The sequence below is a fragment of the Halobacillus sp. A1 genome, from assembly GCF_024189295.1.
GTDB lineage: Bacteria > Bacillota > Bacilli > Bacillales > Halobacillaceae > Halobacillus_A.
The window spans coordinates 123,806-142,077 of the sequence record NZ_JAIZEN010000006.1 but is presented as its reverse complement, the minus strand read 5'-3'; the positions used below and the strand labels follow the sequence as shown (position 1 = coordinate 142,077).

Here is an 18,272-nt window from a genome sequence, read left to right as displayed (position 1 = left end):
AAGGTTTTGGCGAATTTGATCGAATTTTATCTAGATTAGTAGTGCTAACTCTAGTAAAATTTTTCAAAGTATTGTATCTTACTAGAGAGCCTAAAAAACACATATAATTTATCCGAAAATCATTACAGAGATAGAAGGAGGTTTTTTATTGGAATACCTAGTGGTCATTTTTTGCTTTATTTCTACGATTTTGATTACCCCTTTAGTTAAAAAAGCAGCATTAAGATTAGGAGCGACCGATCAGCCAAATGAAAGAAAAGTACATAAAGGAACAATGCCGAGATTAGGAGGTTTAGCTATATTTCTAAGTTTCCTTGCAGGGATCATTGTATTCTATCCTGATAGTACATATACGCTTCCTATTATTATTGGTGCAATTTTGATCATTGTAACCGGCGTAGCTGATGATTTAGTAGAAGTTTCGCCAAAAATAAAATTATTAGGTCAGCTTCTCGCTACCGGAGTCGTTATTTATGGAGGAGTGCAAGTTGAGTTCGTTAATCTTCCATTTGGGGGTCAACTGGAATTCGGAATGCTAAGTATACCGATCACTGTATTATGGATTGTAGGTATTACTAACGCTATAAATCTTATCGATGGATTAGACGGGTTAGCTGCAGGTGTCTCTTCCATAGCTTTATTGACCATTTCTGGAATGGCATTATTTATGGGAAACACTTTTGTAGTTATTGTAGGTCTTATTGTATTAGGTAGTACGTTAGGATTCCTTCTGTTTAATTTTTATCCCGCCAAAATATTCATGGGGGATACAGGAGCGCTTTTTCTAGGCTTCATGATTGCCGTTTTATCTTTATTAGGGTTCAAAAATGTGACACTATTTTCATTCATTATCCCTATCATTATTTTAGGTGTGCCGATATCAGATACTTTATTTGCTATATTAAGACGGAAATTGCAGAATAAACCGTGGTCTTCTCCGGACAAATCCCATTTGCATCATTGTCTGCTCAACTTAGGGTACTCTCATCCACAAGCTGTTCTGATCATTTATGCAGTAAGTTCTTTATTCAGTATAGCTGCAGTAGTTTTCTCACAGGCCACATTATTCGGTTCTTTAGCGGTAGTCGCATCATTGATACTAATGGTCGAACTGATTGCTGAATTCACTGGATTAATTGGGAAAGATTACAAACCTATCATAAATTTTATGAAAATTTACAAAACCCGTAAATAGCTGAAACGTCCCATGGGTAAAGGGATGAGCAGGCTAATTGTAAAGTTTTAGGTAGATACTCACATTATTCTGTGCTTTATTATGTAGAACAGTATGATATAATACGAGATATCTTGTGTCTTTTCGACATGAAGCATTTACATAATTGGAGGTACATCAATGGAAGAAACCATTTCTTTAAAAGAAATATTTGAAGTTTTGAAAAAAAGAATTTGGATGATACTTGCTATCACAGTAGGCGCTGCAGCGATTAGTGCAATAATAACCTTCTTCGTTTTAACCCCTACATATGAAGCATCTTCGGAGTTCATCGTTAATCAATCTGAAAGTGAGGATGCGAATACCCCTTATGATGTCAATGATATTAGAACGAATGTTGAATTAATTAGTACATACAATGTTATCATCAAAAGCCCCGCGGTATTAGATCAGGTTTCCGATAACATAGGGTTAGATATGTCAGCAGAACAGTTGAGTAATAAAATTCAAGTGTCAAGCGCTGAAGAATCGCAAGTTGTGAACGTAACGGTCACGGATGAGAGTCCTTCCATGTCTGTTGAAATAGCTAACAATACAGTAGAAACGTTTCAGGAGACCATTCCCACACTTATGAACGTAGATAATGTGAATATTCTCTCACCTGCTATGGAGAAAGCGGATCCGTCACCAGTAAGTCCACAGCCTGCGCTGAATATTGCAATTGCTATCGTGGTAGGTCTTATGGTTGGAGTGGGCTTAGCTTTCTTACTAGAGTATTTGGACAATACAATCAAAACAGAACAAGATGTGGAAAAGACTTTGGGATTACCTTTAATGGGAGTAATCTCTACGGTTTCTGAAGAAGATCTTGGGCCAGAGTCGATGAGCGGACAGAATAACAGGGCTTCCAAAGTTAGGGGTGAGTCGGTTGGCACGTAAAAAAAATAAGAAAAATGATTTGCTGGTGAAGGCAAGGAAAATTATTGCAAATGATAACCCTAAATCACCGATTGCTGAGCAGTATAGGACGATACGTGCAAATTTACAGTTCGCTTCCGTGGACAATGAATTGAATACACTACTTGTCACTTCATCTGGACCTTCTGAAGGAAAATCGATGACAGCAGGAAATATTGCTGCTGTATTCGCTCAGCAAGGAAAGAAAGTATTATTAGTTGATGCAGATTTAAGAAAACCGACCGTCCATCACTCTTTCCGCCTTAACAATACAAAAGGGTTGAGCAATTTCTTAGTAGGTAAAGAGGTTTTAAAAGCGACGACCCAAAATACCAATGTAGAAAACTTAGAGGTCATGACGAGTGGTCCGATTCCACCGAATCCTTCTGAATTACTCGGCTCAAAAGCGATGAGCAAACTTATTCTGGAAGCTCGGCAAACCTATGATCTGCTAGTATTTGATACACCGCCTGTGCTTGCTGTTTCTGATTCTCAAGTTTTAGCCAGTGAGGTCGACGGCGTCATGCTTGTGGTAAGAAGCGGCCAAACAGATAATTCTTCTGCGGAGCGTGCTAAAGAATTACTTGAGCAGTCCAAGGCTAATATTCTGGGCGTAGTTTTAAACGATCAGGAGAAAAAGAATAGCAACTATTATTACTACTATGGTAATTAAAGAAACAGGAGCAGGGAATGCTCCTGTTTCTTTTTGTCTAAAATTATCGAAATTTTGAATCGAATTATATATATTACTTGATTTATCAGAAAAATTACATTATCCTTTATTTTAAATTGTTTAAATGTGGAAAGGGGTCACTATAATGGTTACACCAGATACAAAGATAGCTCAACCTGGTAACATCGTAGAATTTGAAAGAAATGATATTACATTTAAAGGTAAAGTCATTCCTAGTCAATGCCAGCGCTCTGTCATAGTGGACTTGACGATTATGGATAATCTTGCTGAAGTAGATTTTGAATTTGAACGTACAGTAGTCGCGCACGAAAACTATAGGATATTGTCGTAATTTTCTGAAAAAAGTATTGTGCTTTTTGAAAAACACGATTATAATAAAGTCTATATCAAGCGACTTCTCCTTGAAAAAGGCAAACTTATTGAAAAATAAGGACGCAAAACTACGGGTCTAATATCCTTAGAGGATGATGATGGCCGGGTTGTCTAGGGTGAATGGTAGGGGGATCATTCATTGGACGATGTGAAGTTTGTGATGAAGTTGGATGCGGACTGGGTAGCCCTTGTAAAAGAAGCAGAAGAATTAGGATTGACTAAAGAGGAAGTACGCCACTCTATAGAAACGATGAAACAAATGAACCTGAAAGAGAGAGCTTAGAGTTTATCAAATGTTTCCCGAATGAGAGACGCTGAAATAGTGTGCTTATTCGGGGTTTTTTGTGATTACTTCAACTTGCTTAACCAATCTGTAGTGGGAAGCTCAGAGCACGATAAAGGTTCTGGGTCATACGAATACTTACATTATAGGAAAAACTTGCGAAACAGAGAATTTATCTCTGTACTTTTGTGCTAAAATAGAAACAGTTTTACAAACGATGGGGGAGTTTTATGGAAAAGTGTAACGAATGTGGAAATGAAGTACATTCTTTAGATAGTACTTGTGAAGAATGTATTTCAAATACTCGGGCAAAACAGCCGTCTTATTTTGCTGGTAGTGATGATTGGTTGAACGCCAGCCAATATTATGAACGCCATTATAAAGAACAAAAAAAGAATAAAAATAAAAATTGGAAGAAAGTATTTACTACTTTAATAACGGTTGCAATGGTGATCGGTCTATCAGTTACTGGATGGGCGTATCTTTCGAAAATTACTTCCTCTGAATATATTGTTCACGAATTTGAGAACTCCGTAAAAGGAAACGATGCTGAACGCCTATTGAACCTGATTGATTTTCAGCACGCTTCTGAATCATTCAAATTGGCACATGCTGAAAATATGGTTGAGCATTTCAATAAATCTTCCGGGGAGTTTGTAGAGACTTTAGGATATTTAAGAGCTTCGGCCGGCGGATCTGAGTTAGAAAAAGATCAAATGCTCCATGTCAGTAATCAAGGTTCCAAATGGTTGATGTTTAATGATTATAAACTGCAATTGACCCCAGAGAATATGGAAGTTTTCTCTACTCAATCAGGTGTGAAACTTTACTTGAATAATGAACAGGTTGGAACACTTTCTAAAGGAACTTATGAGCTTAGTGGACTGCCTCCAGGAGTTCATGAGTTAAAAGGTGTAGTAGAAATAGACGGAGAGACTTATGATGAGGCTGTAACAATAAATACATATGAACTTTCGGAAGAGAAGGTGGAAGTGAACTTCGAAGATCTTAATCCTCAAGCTGTCAAAGCTTCTTTAGAAGAAACGTTGGAAGCCGACTTACAACAGGCAGTGTCGGAGCATGTTGAAGAATATGTGACTGCTTTTAAAGAGAAAGATATAACTGTTTTCAATAGGATGAGGAATGATTCTTATTTAGAAGACACAAAACGAAGCATTGAAGAAATGGAAAGCCTGGGCCAGCATTATGATGGTGAAATACAGGGTGTTTTTTATGGTGAAGGAAGTCCTGAAGTAACAGTAGATGAAGAAACGGGAAGTTATAAATCGACTATGGTTGCATCGTTTGATATTCAGTCCGGGTACTATCTTGAAGGTGAGGGGGAGGATAGCGCTCGAATGAATAAAAATACGTATTCGTGGGAATATGATTTCACCTTTGATGATGAAGAGAGTTTATGGGTGATTACTTCTGGCAAGCCTATGACATCAACATCAATAGAAACGGCTCAGCTGGAATCTCATGATTATTAATTAAAATATAACGCTCTACATTTTAATGCGAATTGTTTCAGTTTTTGAATAGAAGAACTGGAATTACAAACGAATTAGCGTGAAAAAAAGCTCAGAATACCTATATTTGGTTCTGAGCCTCTTTTTCGTGGGAATGTTCAATTGTAGTGTCTTGACTGCAAGGTTTTGGCCTGAAAATCCTATTTCTAAAACTTTTGGGACAGAACCTATTTATTTTTTGCAATTTCATAAAACCTTAAGTGATCTTGATGCCGTTTAACATTAAAATTATACAGTTAAATCTTTTCTCTTCCAATGATAAGGTAATTCAATTCTTCATCAGAAAGATTATTGTACCGGCGTGAATTAAATAGGTAGAATACTATCCCTAGCAATACCCAGATTCCGAGAGCTACTAGAGATTCCTGCCCTAATGCAGCTGGTGAAGCAGGCAGTAACAATAGAATGAGAAAGATGATAGAACTGATCATTCCTAATAAAGATAATAGTTTTCTGCCGGGTGCAGCAACAGTTTTAATATTTTTGTCAGGCTGCTTATTGGACCATTTGAACATTTTATAAGCGGTTGCTGTACAGAAAAAGTAGGCAATGGCAACTCCGGTTGAAGACATATCGACTACCCATAAAAGTGCTTCACGTCCAAACCAAGGAGCAATTAAACAAATTGACATAGTAAATAATATTCCTACATAAGGCGTGTGGTATTTACTGTGCAGCGAGCGGAAAGCATTTGGTAATATTCTTGCACGGCCCATAGCAAAGGTCAATCGACTGGCTGATAAGTAAAAACCATTCAAACCTGTAAATATACCCATGCATACAGCTGCAGCAATGATGAATACGCCTGTTCGTCCCATATAGCTTTCAATGGCGTCGCCTGTTCCCCAGACAGAATTTTGTTCATTAATTTGTGCCAGCAGGTTCTGCCACGGCATCGTACTTGCTGTGATAATGATCATAAATGCGTAAGCAAGCCCTGCAGCTAATAGTGACCATATGATCAAGCCGAAAGCTTTTTTCGATTCGAACTTAAACTCTTCAGCTGCTTGAGGAATATTATCGAAACCTACGTAAGCGAAAGGTGCAATCGCCAGGATTGCCAATACAGAAGCAATGGCCGGCTGTGTTGGCTCAAAGCCAGGAGTGATGTTGGATAGGGATGGACCCTCAGTGAAAATGGCACCAGCCGCTAACATCAATATTCCTAAAATCAAAATAAGGCTGAAAATGAATTGAGTCTGGCCGGAAAAGCTGGTTCCTCTAATGTTCAATAAAGCAAAAACTACAAGTACCGTACTAGAGATCAAGATTTGTACGATAGATACATCATACCCGGCTACACTATAAAGTGTACCTATCGCTGCGAATTCAGGGAAAAGAAATTTGGCCAGCAGGGAGAGGGCTGATGCGTTCAAGGCTACAATACATATGTACCCAAGGGTAAGAAACCAGCCAGCCATAAATGCGAATCCACGGCCGAATCCTATGTAAGCGTAAGAAAATTCTCCGCCCGTTACCGGGAATTTTTCAATTAGGAAGCCGTAGCTGACTCCAATGACCATCATAAGAATTGCGCCTAACAGTATTCCTAAGACTACTCCTATAGGTCCAGCCTGGCCGATCCAATCAGTGGGCAATACAAAAGCTCCCCACCCGATTGCTGAGCCGAATGCGATGGCCCATACCCAATGAGGTTTTAGGGAGCGCTTTAATTGTCTTCTTTCAAGTTTTTCCATAAATAATTTTTCCTCCTATAGTGAAAAACACACAAATTCCATTTTACATTTTATGAAACGAATGTCCAGTATAACAATTGTATAATCATTTTCATTCAAATTCACTTAGTACCAACTATATTTGTTCTAACCTGCTGCAAAAAATCACTATTCTTATCGGAATAGTGATTTTTCGACACCGGTAAGCATTTTAATACTTATTTCCCGGGAAATTTTATAAGGTCATCAATTGATATCTTCTTCAGAGGATTGGTCTTCACCAGCAAATGATTCGGAATTCTTAGGGGCATCCAGATCCAGATGACTCCTCAATGCCTCTTGAATATTTTCTAAATTCGTTTCATTGATTTGGTAATACCAAATACCGTTATCATGATAGCCTCCTTCACCTTTTAACTGCATATCATCGAAATCAAGACCGTTTCCACTAATTACGTAATCCTTATATGAAGTCATTTCATCGAATGATAGGTTCGTTTTCATATGATTACCGATCGAATCGATAATCTTACCATAATTAGAAATAGAACCGAGACTGGCAGTCTTGTCTGTGATTGCTTTGATCATTTCCATTTGACGTTCTCCTCGCGCAAGGTCACTGTCATATTGCCTGGAGCGGACTAGTGCTAATGCTTCTTCTCCATTCACCGTCTGCCTGCCTTCTTCAAGCTTGATGGCACCTTTCTCATCATTGCTGTTTTGTTCGGCTAAGTCGAAAGGTACGTCATATTCGACTCCATTTATCGCATTAATTACATCGACAAATGAATTGAAGTTCAAGCGGACGTAGTAATCTACAGGGATATCAAACAAATTTTCTACAGTTTCTATTGTTGCGTCTATTCCACCGAAAGAATGGGCGTGTGTAATTTTATCGTAGTAACCGACTTCTGGAATATATGTGTAAGCGTCTCGCGGTATACTGACCAGCTTTACAGTTTTATCATCATTATTAAAAGTAGCCAGCACGAGGGCGTCCGCTAAACTACTGCTATTGCCGTTTTCACTTGCGCTTCGTTTGTCGCTGTCATCTACACCGACAAATAACATAGAAGTAGAATTCAAATCAGGAGTAACTATTTCCACGCGTTTTTCCGACTTTTCTCCTCTTGCTAATGAATCGTGAGAAGAATTAGCCGTTTCCCGTGCTTTGTCGGTCAAAAAAGCGGCATACCCTGCTGCAGCTCCTATCGACAAAAGGACAACTGCAGCGATTACCCAGAAAAATATTCTTATTTTTCTACTTTTCATCCCTATAATCTCCTTTTTTGTTCCTTGTATTATAGATCTGCGATTGTCTCCATATAGGAAAAACTCCCGACAGTGATAACTGCTTTATCGCTCGTTAAATTAATGATCCATTTCTTAAATTCATCAATATCGTTTTTTTTAACATATACGACTATTTCCACATTCTCCAAGTAATTAACCTTTTTTATAGGGTGGTCTGAATTTCTGATTTCATTCTCGAGTTTACCCAGGAGTGTGTACTCGGCTGTTACTTTAACTTCTTGCATGAGCTCTCTCTTGACGACTCCGGTAGCTTTGATCGCTTCAGAGACGGCACTTGAATAGGCGCGGATTAAGCCGCCGGCTCCGAGTTTCGTTCCTCCGAAGTACCTCGTCACTACCACCGCTGTATCTTTCAACTTCATTTTTTTCAAAACGTCAAGCATAGGAACTCCTGCAGTGCCGCTCGGTTCTCCATCGTCATTCGCTTTTTGAATTAGATCATGCTCGCCAATCAAATAGGCTGAACAATTATGTGTAGCATCAGAGTGTTTCTTTTTGATCGATTGTATAAAGGTTTGAGCTTCTTCTTCAGTTTCACATCTTTTAACAAATCCGATAAACCGAGACTTTTGTATGTTTATTTCATGATGTCCTTCTTTCATTACAGTTGTATAACATTCTAGCATCGTGATTTAACCTCCTAAATTTTTATTATATAATGGGTAGAGTAATTGGGGCAACTTATTGATGGAATTTGTCAAATGAACAACCACCCCCATAAATGGACTTAGGTCCTACGAATGATTATTGTGAACATTGATGGAGGAGACTTAAAATGGATGATTCTAAGTCTGGGAATAAAGCGCTTGACTATATTATCAAGGATATGGTCTCGACCGTTTCCAATAGTAAAGATGAGATTTTCCAGATTGGAGAAGATTCTCGTACCGAGTTTGAGAAGCTTAGCAAGGAATTGGAAACTATTAAGGTTAATGTAGCTACTTTGATAGACGATGGAGATGAACTGGAGCGCAAAGTCCGTTTATCGAGACTCAGGTTGGCAGAAGTCAGTAAGAAATTCCTGCAATACTCGGAAGACGAAATACGAAAAGTGTATGAACAAACTCATGGACTACAAATGGATTTATCGATGACAAGAGAGAAAGAGAAGCAGTTACGCGATCGGCGACATGAGATCGAATTAAGATTAAGAAACATAGATGAAACGATAGAAAGAGCTGAAGGACTGGCTGGTAAAATTTCGGTCGTATTGAACTATTTGACGGAAGATCTTAAAGACGTAACTGAAACTCTAAAGACTGCAAAAGAAAAACAGCAATTCGGTCTGCAGATTATTGAAGCCCAAGAGGAAGAAAGGCGCCGCCTCTCCCGCGAAATCCACGATGGCCCAGCTCAAGCTCTCGCAAATGTTATGCTTCGATCCGACTTGGTAGAACGAACGTTTAATGCCCGGGGAATAGATGAAGCATTAGAAGAGATGCGCAACGTCCGAAAGCTAGTCCGCTCTGCGTTGTATGACGTGCGCCGTATTATTTACGATTTACGGCCGATGGCGTTAGACGATCTTGGATTAGTACCGACCTTGAAAAAATACTTGGCGACGGTAGAAGATTACAATCAGACAACCATTGAATTTGTTTCCATGGGGAGCAGCCGGAGGATAGACAGTAAGTATGAGGTTGCCATTTTCAGGCTAATTCAAGAAGCCGTCCAAAATGCATTAAAGCATGCAGAAGCACGTACGATTGAAGTGAAATTCGAGCTCAAAGCCAGTTCGACGACCATTGTCATTAAAGATGATGGGAAAGGCTTCGACCCTTCTGTGAAGAAAGAAAAGTCTTTCGGGCTCGTAGGGATGCGGGAACGGGTAGAAATGGTGAATGGTGACTTGGATATCCATTCTGTACCAGGAGAAGGGACCATCGTAACGATTAAAATGCCATTAAATAGTTAAATAGTTGAAAAACTATGTAAAAAGGCGTGAATCGTTTATAATAGGAATTAGGATTAGGGTCGATCGACTAAAATAGATAAATAGAATTTAGAGAACCACTGCATTCGATTTAAAAAAAGAGATTCGGATGCTAAAAATTTAGGAGGTAGACTCAATATGACCAGAATCGTATTAATTGATGACCACAAATTGTTTCGTGAGGGAGTAAAAAGAATCCTTGATTTTGAATCCAGCTTTGAGGTCGTTGCCGAAGGAGACGACGGTTCAGCTGCGCTAGATATAATCGATAAACATAATCCTGATGTTGTTTTAATGGATATAAATATGCCGAGCATGAACGGTGTAGAAGCAACAGCCGAACTAACGAAAAGACATCCAAGTCTAAAAATTATCATCCTGTCTATTCACGACGATGAAAACTACGTCACTCACGCCTTAAAAACGGGAGCACAAGGTTATTTATTGAAAGAAATGGACTCGAACGCATTAATCGAAGCTATAAAGGTAGTAGGAAACGGAGGTTCTTACCTTCATCCTAAAGTAACTCATAATTTAGTGGCTGAATATCGCCGACTTTCGGATACGAGTTCAAATGAAGCGTTCCGTGCCATCGAGTACCGTAAACCGCTCCATCTCCTTACCCGCAGAGAATGCGAAGTGCTGCAGCTATTAGCAGACGGGCAGAGCAACCGCGGAGTAGCAGAGGCTCTCTTCATCAGTGAAAAAACGGTGAAAAACCATGTGAGTAATATTTTGCAGAAAATGAATGTGAATGATCGTACGCAAGCTGTAGTTACAGCAATAAAAAATGGCTGGGTAGAAGTCATATAATAGCTTGATAGAAAGCCCTCGCGTCTATGGACGTGAGGGCTTTTTTGGTGTAGTTAATATTTGCAGGATCCATAAGTAATAGGTCATACAATGACATGTCATGATGTATAGGTCTAAAATAACATTTTAAAACAACTGACAGAAAAAATTTATAGGTATAAAAGAATATTTAATTTCCAAATATATAGTGCAAATTTCATGTCATTCATGTAAAATAATACCTGTTAAATATCTATGTAACTTGTACATAAGGGATTGGGGTAGTTGAATGTGCAGAAGAAGTTTGGGATGTTGGTTGTTTGCGCATGTATTATTTTAGCAGTAATGTTTTTAGGAAGCTGGAACCTTCATGCTGAGGTTAAAGTCATGCTCGATGGGAAAGAAGTGAAGTATGATACCCCGGCTCAACTCATGAACAAGAGGACAATGGTGCCTATTCGATTAACTATGGAAAAGCTTGGAGCTGACATTGAATGGAGTCATACTAAGCGAGAAGTGAAGGTGTTTCGAGGAGAGGATGTAATCAGTTTAACGATTGGGGAGAAAGAGGCTTCAAAGAACGGTGAGATAGTACTTAACGATGCAGCTCCTGTGCTTAAGGGGAAGCGTACACTCGTGCCTCTTAGGTTCCTTTCAGAGAATTTCGGGTATGGTGTGGACTGGGATCATAGCACACGTACTGTATTCATTGATTCTGATGGAGTAGGGTTCAATCCATACGAAGTGGATGTTCCAGTCTTGATGTATCATCATTTGGAGAATGGTGTTTCTACTGGAGCAACCATCGACCCTGTAGTGTTCGAATCACATATGAAAGCTATACATAATAAAGGGTACAACACAATTACAGATCATGACTTAGTTGATTACTTAGAGAGAGGCAAGAAACTTCCAGACCAGCCGATATTAATAACATTTGACGATGGGTATCGCAGTAATTATGATTTGGCTTACCCCATTTTAAAAGAATTGGGGATGAAAGCTTCTATTAATTTGATTGCCAGCCGTATGAGTAATGATGTGAATGCTTTTCCGAATGAAATACCGAAGATGACGTGGGATCAATCTAGAGATAGTTTAGATGTTTTCACTTTTCAAGGACACACGTGGGATTCTCATTATAAAGGGAAGACTGCAGTTGGTACTAAAAGAGGGGTTATTACTGAGAGAATGTACGTTGGTGATAAATTGGAAACACAAGCATCTTTTGAAAATCGATTACGGAGCGACCTTTCAAAATCCAAAGAGATTATAGAAAAAGAGTTAGATGTAAGCGTTGTTTCTATAGCCTATCCTTATGGTAATTATAGTCGTGATACGATAAGGATTGCTGAAGAAGTTGGATATAAAATAGGCTTTACTACGAAAAACGGAGATGTTTCTTACGGAGAAGAGTCCGTGTTCGAACTAAAAAGAATTAATGGACATGGAAAGTATTCAGCTGATGATATGATAAATAAAATCGAAGAGGCATTACAATGATAATAAGTAGGATTAGGCAAGTGCATCGAGCGCTTGTCTGTTTTTTATATAAAGTAGAAGTGAAAAGTGTTACATTAGAAAATAGAAGAGTTGTTAATTTTATTTGAGTGAGAAATAAGATAGGAGTTTAAGCTATAAAAACAAGATTGTTATTCAAGTACAATGAAGATAAACGAAAAGAGCTATAAAAAATACATAGGTAAGGAGAATGGTTCTATGAAAACAGCGGTACTTACCGATAGTACAGCCTACATTCCTAAAAAAACAAGGCAGTCGAATAATATTCATATGGTTCCGCTAAATGTCGTATTTGGCCAGGAATCGTATCAGGAAGAAATAGACATTACGACAGATGACTTCTACGACATGGTGAAGGAATATGAGCAGCTCCCTAAAACATCACAGCCTTCGATCGGTCTGATGACTGAAAAGCTGGAGGAGCTTGCGAAAGAATACGACGCCGTAATTGCTATCCACTTGTCGAGCGGCATAAGCGGAACGTTCCAGGGGATAATTACAGCGGGTGACATGGTGGACGATATAGAAGTGTATGCCTTCGACTCTGAAACCAGCTGTCTGATGCAAGGGTTTTATGCTCTTGAAGCTTCGGAGCTTGCGAATAATGGAGCTCTGCCTGAACAGATTATGACCCGTCTTGATGAAATGAAAGAATCTATGCAGGCTTACTTCATGGCGGACGATTTAAGTCACTTACAGCGAGGCGGACGTTTGAACGGAGCTCAGGCATTCGTAGGGAGTTTGCTTCAGGTGAAGCCGGTTCTTCATTTTGTGGATACGAAAATCGTTCCGTTTGAAAAAATCCGTACACGTAAAAAGGCGCTGAAGCGCATACTTGCGCTGTTCGAAGAATCGATATCAAGCGAGGGCCGCTACAAAGCAAGCGTCATCCATGCAAACCGTCCTGAAGAAGCGGAGCAGATCAAACAGGAGATTGAAGCAGAGTTCGATCAAGTCGAAGTGACGATCAGCTATTTTGGTCCCGTCATCGGCACGCACCTCGGTGAAGGTGCGATGGGATTAGGCTGGTATCGCGAATCTTAACTGTTGAGCATGAGCCTATTTGTGAGACTCGAATAGGCTCTACTCTAATAAGAAGGTGATCATAGTGCTTCAAGAAAAGATATCTTTCTCCCGTGAACAGCTGGCAGGAAAGCTGCTCACAATGCAAGAACTCCCCTTTTCACCGGAAGACGTCAATGAGCTTGTACGTCAGTCCATCCTCAACAAAATACCTTCGATCGTCACGACTAAAGGCAAATCGGTTTGTCAGCGCTGCGGCAATGATCGATCCTATTTGTTCGCCGTTTTTCCACACTCCACTTGTAAAAATAATACCTGCTTATACTGCAGAAACTGTATCATGATGGGGCGGGTCACTCAGTGTGAGCCGCTATATGAGGGAGCTGCTGTCATATGGCCTCAGCACGCAGATCCGTGCAAGTGGGATGGACAATTGACGGTCAGTCAAGAGGCGTCTGCTCAAAGAATTGTTTCAGCCATTGAACAAAAAAGCGAGCTTCTCGTTTGGGCTGTCTGCGGGGCAGGGAAAACGGAAATGCTGTTTCCCGGCATTACTGCAGCTCTTCAGAGAGGCTTACGAATCGTCTTGGCTACTCCACGTACTGATGTCGTGCGTGAGCTGCTTCCGCGCTTTCAACAGGCGTTCCCGCAAGTCCGGATTCAGGCGTTGTACGGAGATTCTGAAGAAAAGCAGGGAGACGCCCAACTGCTTATTTCCACGACCCATCAGCTCTTTCGATACTCGCGGGCTTTTGATGTAGTCATCATCGACGAGATTGATGCCTTCCCGTACCATAACGATGACTCTCTTCAATTCGCTGCAGGAAGAGCTGCTAAAACCGACGCTGCACGCCTATATTTAACGGCTACTCCTCGAAAAAAAGAAAAGGCTAAAATTAGAAAAAGAACGCTCCCCGCAGTCTTCATCCCGCAGCGTTTCCACGGTCATCCTCTTCCTGTGCCAAGACTTAAGCTCATTCTTACCTTAAAACGCCATTTATCCAAAGGGCGATTGCCTCAATCTATAATAAAAACAATTCAGATTCAGCAAAAAGGAAGCCGCCAGCTGCTGCTTTTCGTTTCGACGATTACCTATGCAGGAGCGGTCAAAGCCTTTCTTGAAAATGACTTTAATGTGGCCTCAGTTCATGCAGAAGACCCGGAACGGGGCGAAAAAGTCCAGCGCTTCCGCGATCGGACAATCGACATTCTTGTGACGACGACCATCTTAGAACGCGGAGTGACATTTCCTTCCGTCGATGTCTTTGTCATTGACGCTGGTCACCACGTATTTGATGAAGCTGCTTTAGTACAAATCGCCGGGCGGGCAGGACGAAGTCCGGTAGACCCTGACGGAGATGTAATATTCTACCATTTTGGTAAAACAAACGCCATGCTGGATGCTCAGGAAGCCATCATTTACATGAACAAAAAAGCGAGGAAGGAGCTATGAGGTGCCTCATCTGTTTTGAACAATTGCTTCCCAAAGTGGATTGGACCAGCTTTTTGACCGTGCAAAAGCCGATCAAACTCTGTGTTTCCTGCATGGAGAAGTTCGATGTCATCGATGAGCCCGGCTGCAAGGGATGTGGACGGAAGGAGGGCAACGGTTTGTGCTTCGACTGTGAGCGCTGGAATCTGTCTGAGTACAGCGGGGTTCTTGAGGAGAATGTGTCGGTGTTTGGTTACAACGATTTCGCAAAAGAGCTGGTTGCGCGCTGGAAGTATCGGGGGGACTTTACGCTCGTCCATGCCTTTGCTGAAGCTGTCCAGACGAAGTATAAAAACCACTTTCACGGGATGGATGCAGAGCTTGGAGCAATTCCTTTGAGTGTGGAGAGGTTGTTGGAGCGGGGGTTCAACCAGTCGGAAGCAGTCATAGCAATGCTGGGTGCGTCTCCTCATCATTTTTTTAAAAGAAAAGGGAATGAAAAGCAGTCTAAGCGTGGCCGGGTAGAACGGATTATGGGGGAGAATCCGTTTGTGCTTATGGACAGTGTAGAATGTCCGGTGGTGCTGGTAGATGATATTTATACGACGGGAATGACGGTGAGGCATTTGGCTCGTCTGCTTAAGGCGAATGGGTGTCCGCGAGTGCATTCGTTTACGGTTTTTCGCTAGTACATCTTTTGATTTCTGTATTATTGCCGATATAATAGAAAAAGAGTAGTATGGGAGGATTGGGTGATGGCTGAATTAGCGAATTGTCCTAGGTGTCATGCGTTGTTTATGAAGGGGCCGGCGATAGTCTGCAATGATTGTGTGAAGCGAGAGGAAGAGGACTTTCAATTGGTGTATTCTTTTGTAAGGAAAAAGGAGAACCGGACGGCTGCGATTCCTGATATTGTGAGGAAAACGGGTGTGGAAGAGTATAAGATCCGTGAGTTTGTGAAGTCGAAGCGGCTCCACCCGGCCCAATTCCCGGCATTATCTTATGGTTGTGAGCGGTGCGGGGCGGATATCCGTGTGGGACGTCTGTGTGAAGACTGTACTATATCCATCAGGTCTGGGGTACAAATGCAGGATGAACTGGATTACCTGGAGGCTTGCAATAAGAAGGAAGGCTTAGGTCCTGTGACTTATTATACGGTGAATGATGACAACCGCTAAACTGTTTCCATAATTGGACGATATACAAAGTAACGACAGGCTGGAATGAAAGAGGTGAATGATATGAAAATCAATGGGCCGAACCATTCGAATTTTAATCCATATCAAAAGCAGATGAACAAACAGGACGAAGTGAAGCAGCCGCTAAAACAGCAGCAGGATAAAGTAGAAATTTCTTCTGCCGGTAAGGCGCTGCAAGACTCAGGGAAAACGAATGAGACACGTCAAAATTATATAAATGAAATTAAAAGCCAGGTAGAGAATGGGAATTATAAAGTTGACCACCAGCGGACAGCTGGAAATATAGTGGATTTCTTTTCGGATAAGAAGTAAAGGAGAATGACGTTGACAGCTAAATTAATTATCGATCATCTGGGACGGATGAAGCAGCTGCATGAAAGTCTGCTTGTCCTCTCGAGGAAAAAGACGGAAGCTTTGAAAACGAACGATATGGATGCTTTGCAGTTGTGTCTGTCACAGGAGCGGAAACATGTGTCAGCGATTAATTCGTTAGAAAATAAACGCAGTGCAGCCGTTAAGGAATGGGCAGCTGGAAAGCAGGGCTTTGCGGATGCTGTGCCGACGGTTTCTGATATTATTAAGTGGAGCCGTTGGCCGGATCGTGAGCAGCTTCAAGAAATGTACAACTCTTTCATTTTAGTGCTGGCCGACTTGAAGCAGCAGGAAGTATTGAACGGTGAGCTGACGAAGCAGTCGCTGCAGTTCATAAATATGTCGCTTGATTTATTGCAGCCTTCTTTAAATAATTTAAATTATGGTCATGCATCTGGATCGAACGGGCAGAATCGCTCCGTATTCGATTCACAGGCGTAATCGAAGAGGAGAGGTTTTATGGGATCAACTTTTGGCGGGTTGGAAGTGGCCAAACGCGGGTTGTTTGCCCAGCAATCTGCATTACATACGACGGGGCATAACATATCGAATGCGAATACAGAAGGATATACGAGGCAGCGAGTTAATTTTGAATCATCCGGACCTTATCCGCCGGCTTCAAGAAACCGTCCGGAAATCCCGGGGCAGGTGGGCAGCGGTGTTCAAATTGGAGCGATTGAACGAATTCGAGTAGGCTATCTTGACGATCAGTATCGGAGTGAAAATAATAAAGCCGGTTACTACGAGGCTCGTGCCGATGAGCTTGGCCGCCTTGAGGAAATTATGAATGAACCTTCGGAGGATGGATTATCCAAAACAATGGATCGCTTCTGGAATTCCCTTCAGGATCTAGCGGTCAATCCAGAAGATTCCGGTGCCCGTTCGGTCGTGCGTCAGCGTGGACAGGCCGTAGCGGAGACGTTCAATTACTTGTCGAACACGTTGAACAATGTGCAGGAAGATATTTCGGCGGAAATCGAAGTGACGACGAAAGAAATTAACTCAATGGCAAATCAAATTAACAATTTGAATCAGCAAATTGCGGAAGTGGAGCCTCACGGTATGGTTCCGAACGACTTGTATGATGAGCGCGATAACTTGATTGATAAGCTTTCCGGCCATGTGAATATCGACGTATCCTACGAAGAACCTCCGTCATCCGCTGATCCGATGGCTACTGGGAAAGCGAACATTACCATTATCGGTGAAAATGGAGCAGCCCTCAAGCCGAATCTAGTAAACGGAGCAGACAACTCTACTAATGAATTAACTGTCAATTCCAACGGTGAAGGGTTGACGACATCAGTTGGGCTCGGTGGCGGGGCAATGACGGTCGAGGATTTCACTTCCATCGGAAAGCTGAAAGGTTTAATGGATTCGGGAGGTTATCTTAACAACGACGGTGGTGCGGTCGGAACATATGAAAATATGCTGCGTGACTTAGACAAAATGGCCACAGGATTTACCGAAGCTTTCAACGAAGTACATAAGAGCGGAGAATCATTGAACAGTGTTGCAGACGATGTGGAAGTCCCTGCCTTTTTTGAAGTGTTGGGAGAGAAAAATGAAGAAGGCGTAATCGAAGGCTTGGCTGGTCAATTAGACATTACGGATGAGATAAAAGCAGACGCCGATCATATTGCAGCGGCTGATGAAGCTTTGTCGGGTAATGGAGATAATGCATCTGCTTTAGCTAATGTGCAAAATGATGCCAATGAGCTGTTTGGCGAAGAAACGTCTTTAGATGATTACTATGAATCTATGATCGGCGCCATGGCTGTGGAAACACAGGAAGCTCAGCGCATGCAGGGCAATACAACTACATTGAAAGATTCGGTTCAACAGCAGCGTGAGTCCGTCAGCTCGGTATCTTTAGATGAAGAAATGACGAACATGATTAAATTCCAGCATGCTTACAACGCTTCGGCACGGAACATCACGGTTGTGGATGAAATGTTGGACCGTATCATCAATCAAATGGGCGTCGTGGGAAGGTAG

The 18,272-nt window shown here is 41.3% G+C and carries 19 protein-coding genes and 1 riboswitch; of the genes, 16 read left to right on the top strand and 3 right to left on the bottom strand.

The window, feature by feature from the left end:
- The first annotated feature begins 148 nt into the window (after positions 1–148).
- The 6 genes from LF817_RS08815 (at position 149) to LF817_RS08790 (ending at position 4,973) form a co-directional block, all read left to right on the top strand.
- Positions 149–1,195 carry a glycosyltransferase family 4 protein gene (locus LF817_RS08815; RefSeq protein ID WP_253935427.1) on the top strand — a complete coding sequence of 349 codons (1,047 nt, stop codon included), beginning with the start codon at positions 149–151 and terminating at the stop codon, positions 1,193–1,195.
- Positions 1,196–1,354: 159 nt separating this feature from the next.
- The gene (locus LF817_RS08810; protein WP_253935426.1) at positions 1,355–2,113 is read left to right on the top strand and encodes a YveK family protein; all 759 of its coding nucleotides are present in this window, start codon (positions 1,355–1,357) and stop codon (positions 2,111–2,113) included.
- A complete protein-coding gene (locus tag LF817_RS08805; protein ID WP_253935425.1) occupies positions 2,103–2,804 on the top strand; it encodes a CpsD/CapB family tyrosine-protein kinase in 702 nt (233 codons plus the stop codon). Before LF817_RS08810 ends, LF817_RS08805 begins: the two co-directional genes overlap by 11 nt.
- A 145-nt stretch (positions 2,805–2,949) precedes the next feature.
- Positions 2,950–3,156, top strand: a complete 207-nt coding sequence (locus LF817_RS08800; RefSeq protein ID WP_253935424.1) for a YkvS family protein — start codon at positions 2,950–2,952, stop codon at positions 3,154–3,156.
- A gap of 68 nt (positions 3,157–3,224) precedes the next feature.
- Positions 3,225–3,312: riboswitch (cyclic di-GMP riboswitch) on the top strand.
- Positions 3,313–3,345: 33 nt separating this feature from the next.
- On the top strand, positions 3,346–3,480 hold the full coding sequence (sinI, locus tag LF817_RS08795; protein ID WP_253935511.1) for a DNA-binding anti-repressor SinI: 135 nt from the start codon (positions 3,346–3,348) through the stop codon (positions 3,478–3,480).
- Positions 3,481–3,710: 230 nt separating this feature from the next.
- A complete protein-coding gene (locus LF817_RS08790) occupies positions 3,711–4,973 on the top strand; it encodes a TcaA second domain-containing protein (RefSeq protein WP_253935423.1) in 1,263 nt (420 codons plus the stop codon).
- Positions 4,974–5,248: 275 nt separating this feature from the next.
- Here LF817_RS08790 and LF817_RS08785 read toward each other — a convergent pair whose 3' ends face one another.
- The 3 genes from LF817_RS08785 to LF817_RS08775 form a co-directional block, all read right to left on the bottom strand.
- Positions 5,249–6,709, bottom strand: a complete 1,461-nt coding sequence (locus LF817_RS08785; protein WP_253935422.1) for an APC family permease — start codon at positions 6,707–6,709, stop codon at positions 5,249–5,251.
- A 225-nt stretch (positions 6,710–6,934) separates the two neighbouring features.
- Positions 6,935–7,960 carry an LCP family protein gene (locus tag LF817_RS08780; RefSeq protein ID WP_253935421.1) on the bottom strand — a complete coding sequence of 342 codons (1,026 nt, stop codon included), beginning with the start codon at positions 7,958–7,960 and terminating at the stop codon, positions 6,935–6,937.
- Positions 7,961–7,989: 29 nt separating this feature from the next.
- On the bottom strand, positions 7,990–8,628 hold the full coding sequence (locus tag LF817_RS08775) for a YigZ family protein (RefSeq protein WP_253935420.1): 639 nt from the start codon (positions 8,626–8,628) through the stop codon (positions 7,990–7,992).
- Positions 8,629–8,777: 149 nt separating this feature from the next.
- Here LF817_RS08775 and LF817_RS08770 point away from each other — a divergent pair, with 149 nt between their 5' ends.
- The 10 genes from LF817_RS08770 (at position 8,778) to flgK (ending at position 18,272) form a co-directional block, all read left to right on the top strand.
- Positions 8,778–9,917 (top strand): sensor histidine kinase, encoded by a 1,140-nt coding sequence (locus LF817_RS08770; RefSeq protein WP_253935419.1) that lies wholly within the window; start codon positions 8,778–8,780, stop codon positions 9,915–9,917.
- Between the two features lie 156 nt (positions 9,918–10,073).
- On the top strand, positions 10,074–10,748 hold the full coding sequence (locus LF817_RS08765) for a response regulator (protein WP_253935418.1): 675 nt from the start codon (positions 10,074–10,076) through the stop codon (positions 10,746–10,748).
- A gap of 270 nt (positions 10,749–11,018) precedes the next feature.
- Positions 11,019–12,230, top strand: a complete 1,212-nt coding sequence (locus tag LF817_RS08760) for a stalk domain-containing protein (protein WP_253935417.1) — start codon at positions 11,019–11,021, stop codon at positions 12,228–12,230.
- 216 nt (positions 12,231–12,446) lie between these two features.
- Positions 12,447–13,292 (top strand): DegV family protein, encoded by an 846-nt coding sequence (locus tag LF817_RS08755; protein ID WP_253935416.1) that lies wholly within the window; start codon positions 12,447–12,449, stop codon positions 13,290–13,292.
- A gap of 64 nt (positions 13,293–13,356) precedes the next feature.
- Positions 13,357–14,724 carry an ATP-dependent helicase ComFA gene (locus tag LF817_RS08750; protein ID WP_253935415.1) on the top strand — a complete coding sequence of 456 codons (1,368 nt, stop codon included), beginning with the start codon at positions 13,357–13,359 and terminating at the stop codon, positions 14,722–14,724.
- Positions 14,721–15,392, top strand: a complete 672-nt coding sequence (locus LF817_RS08745; protein ID WP_253935414.1) for a ComF family protein — start codon at positions 14,721–14,723, stop codon at positions 15,390–15,392. The genes LF817_RS08750 and LF817_RS08745 overlap by 4 nt, the downstream gene beginning before the upstream one ends.
- Positions 15,393–15,458: 66 nt before the next feature.
- Complete coding sequence (locus LF817_RS08740; RefSeq protein WP_253935413.1) at positions 15,459–15,881, top strand: TIGR03826 family flagellar region protein; 423 nt, start codon at positions 15,459–15,461, stop codon at positions 15,879–15,881.
- 63 nt (positions 15,882–15,944) lie between these two features.
- Positions 15,945–16,214 (top strand): flagellar biosynthesis anti-sigma factor FlgM, encoded by a 270-nt coding sequence (flgM, locus tag LF817_RS08735; RefSeq protein WP_253935412.1) that lies wholly within the window; start codon positions 15,945–15,947, stop codon positions 16,212–16,214.
- A 12-nt stretch (positions 16,215–16,226) separates the two neighbouring features.
- Positions 16,227–16,715: a flagellar protein FlgN gene (locus tag LF817_RS08730; RefSeq protein ID WP_253935411.1), complete on the top strand. Its 489-nt coding sequence runs from the start codon at positions 16,227–16,229 to the stop codon at positions 16,713–16,715.
- Positions 16,716–16,733: 18 nt separating this feature from the next.
- Complete coding sequence (flgK, locus tag LF817_RS08725) at positions 16,734–18,272, top strand: flagellar hook-associated protein FlgK (protein WP_253935410.1); 1,539 nt, start codon at positions 16,734–16,736, stop codon at positions 18,270–18,272.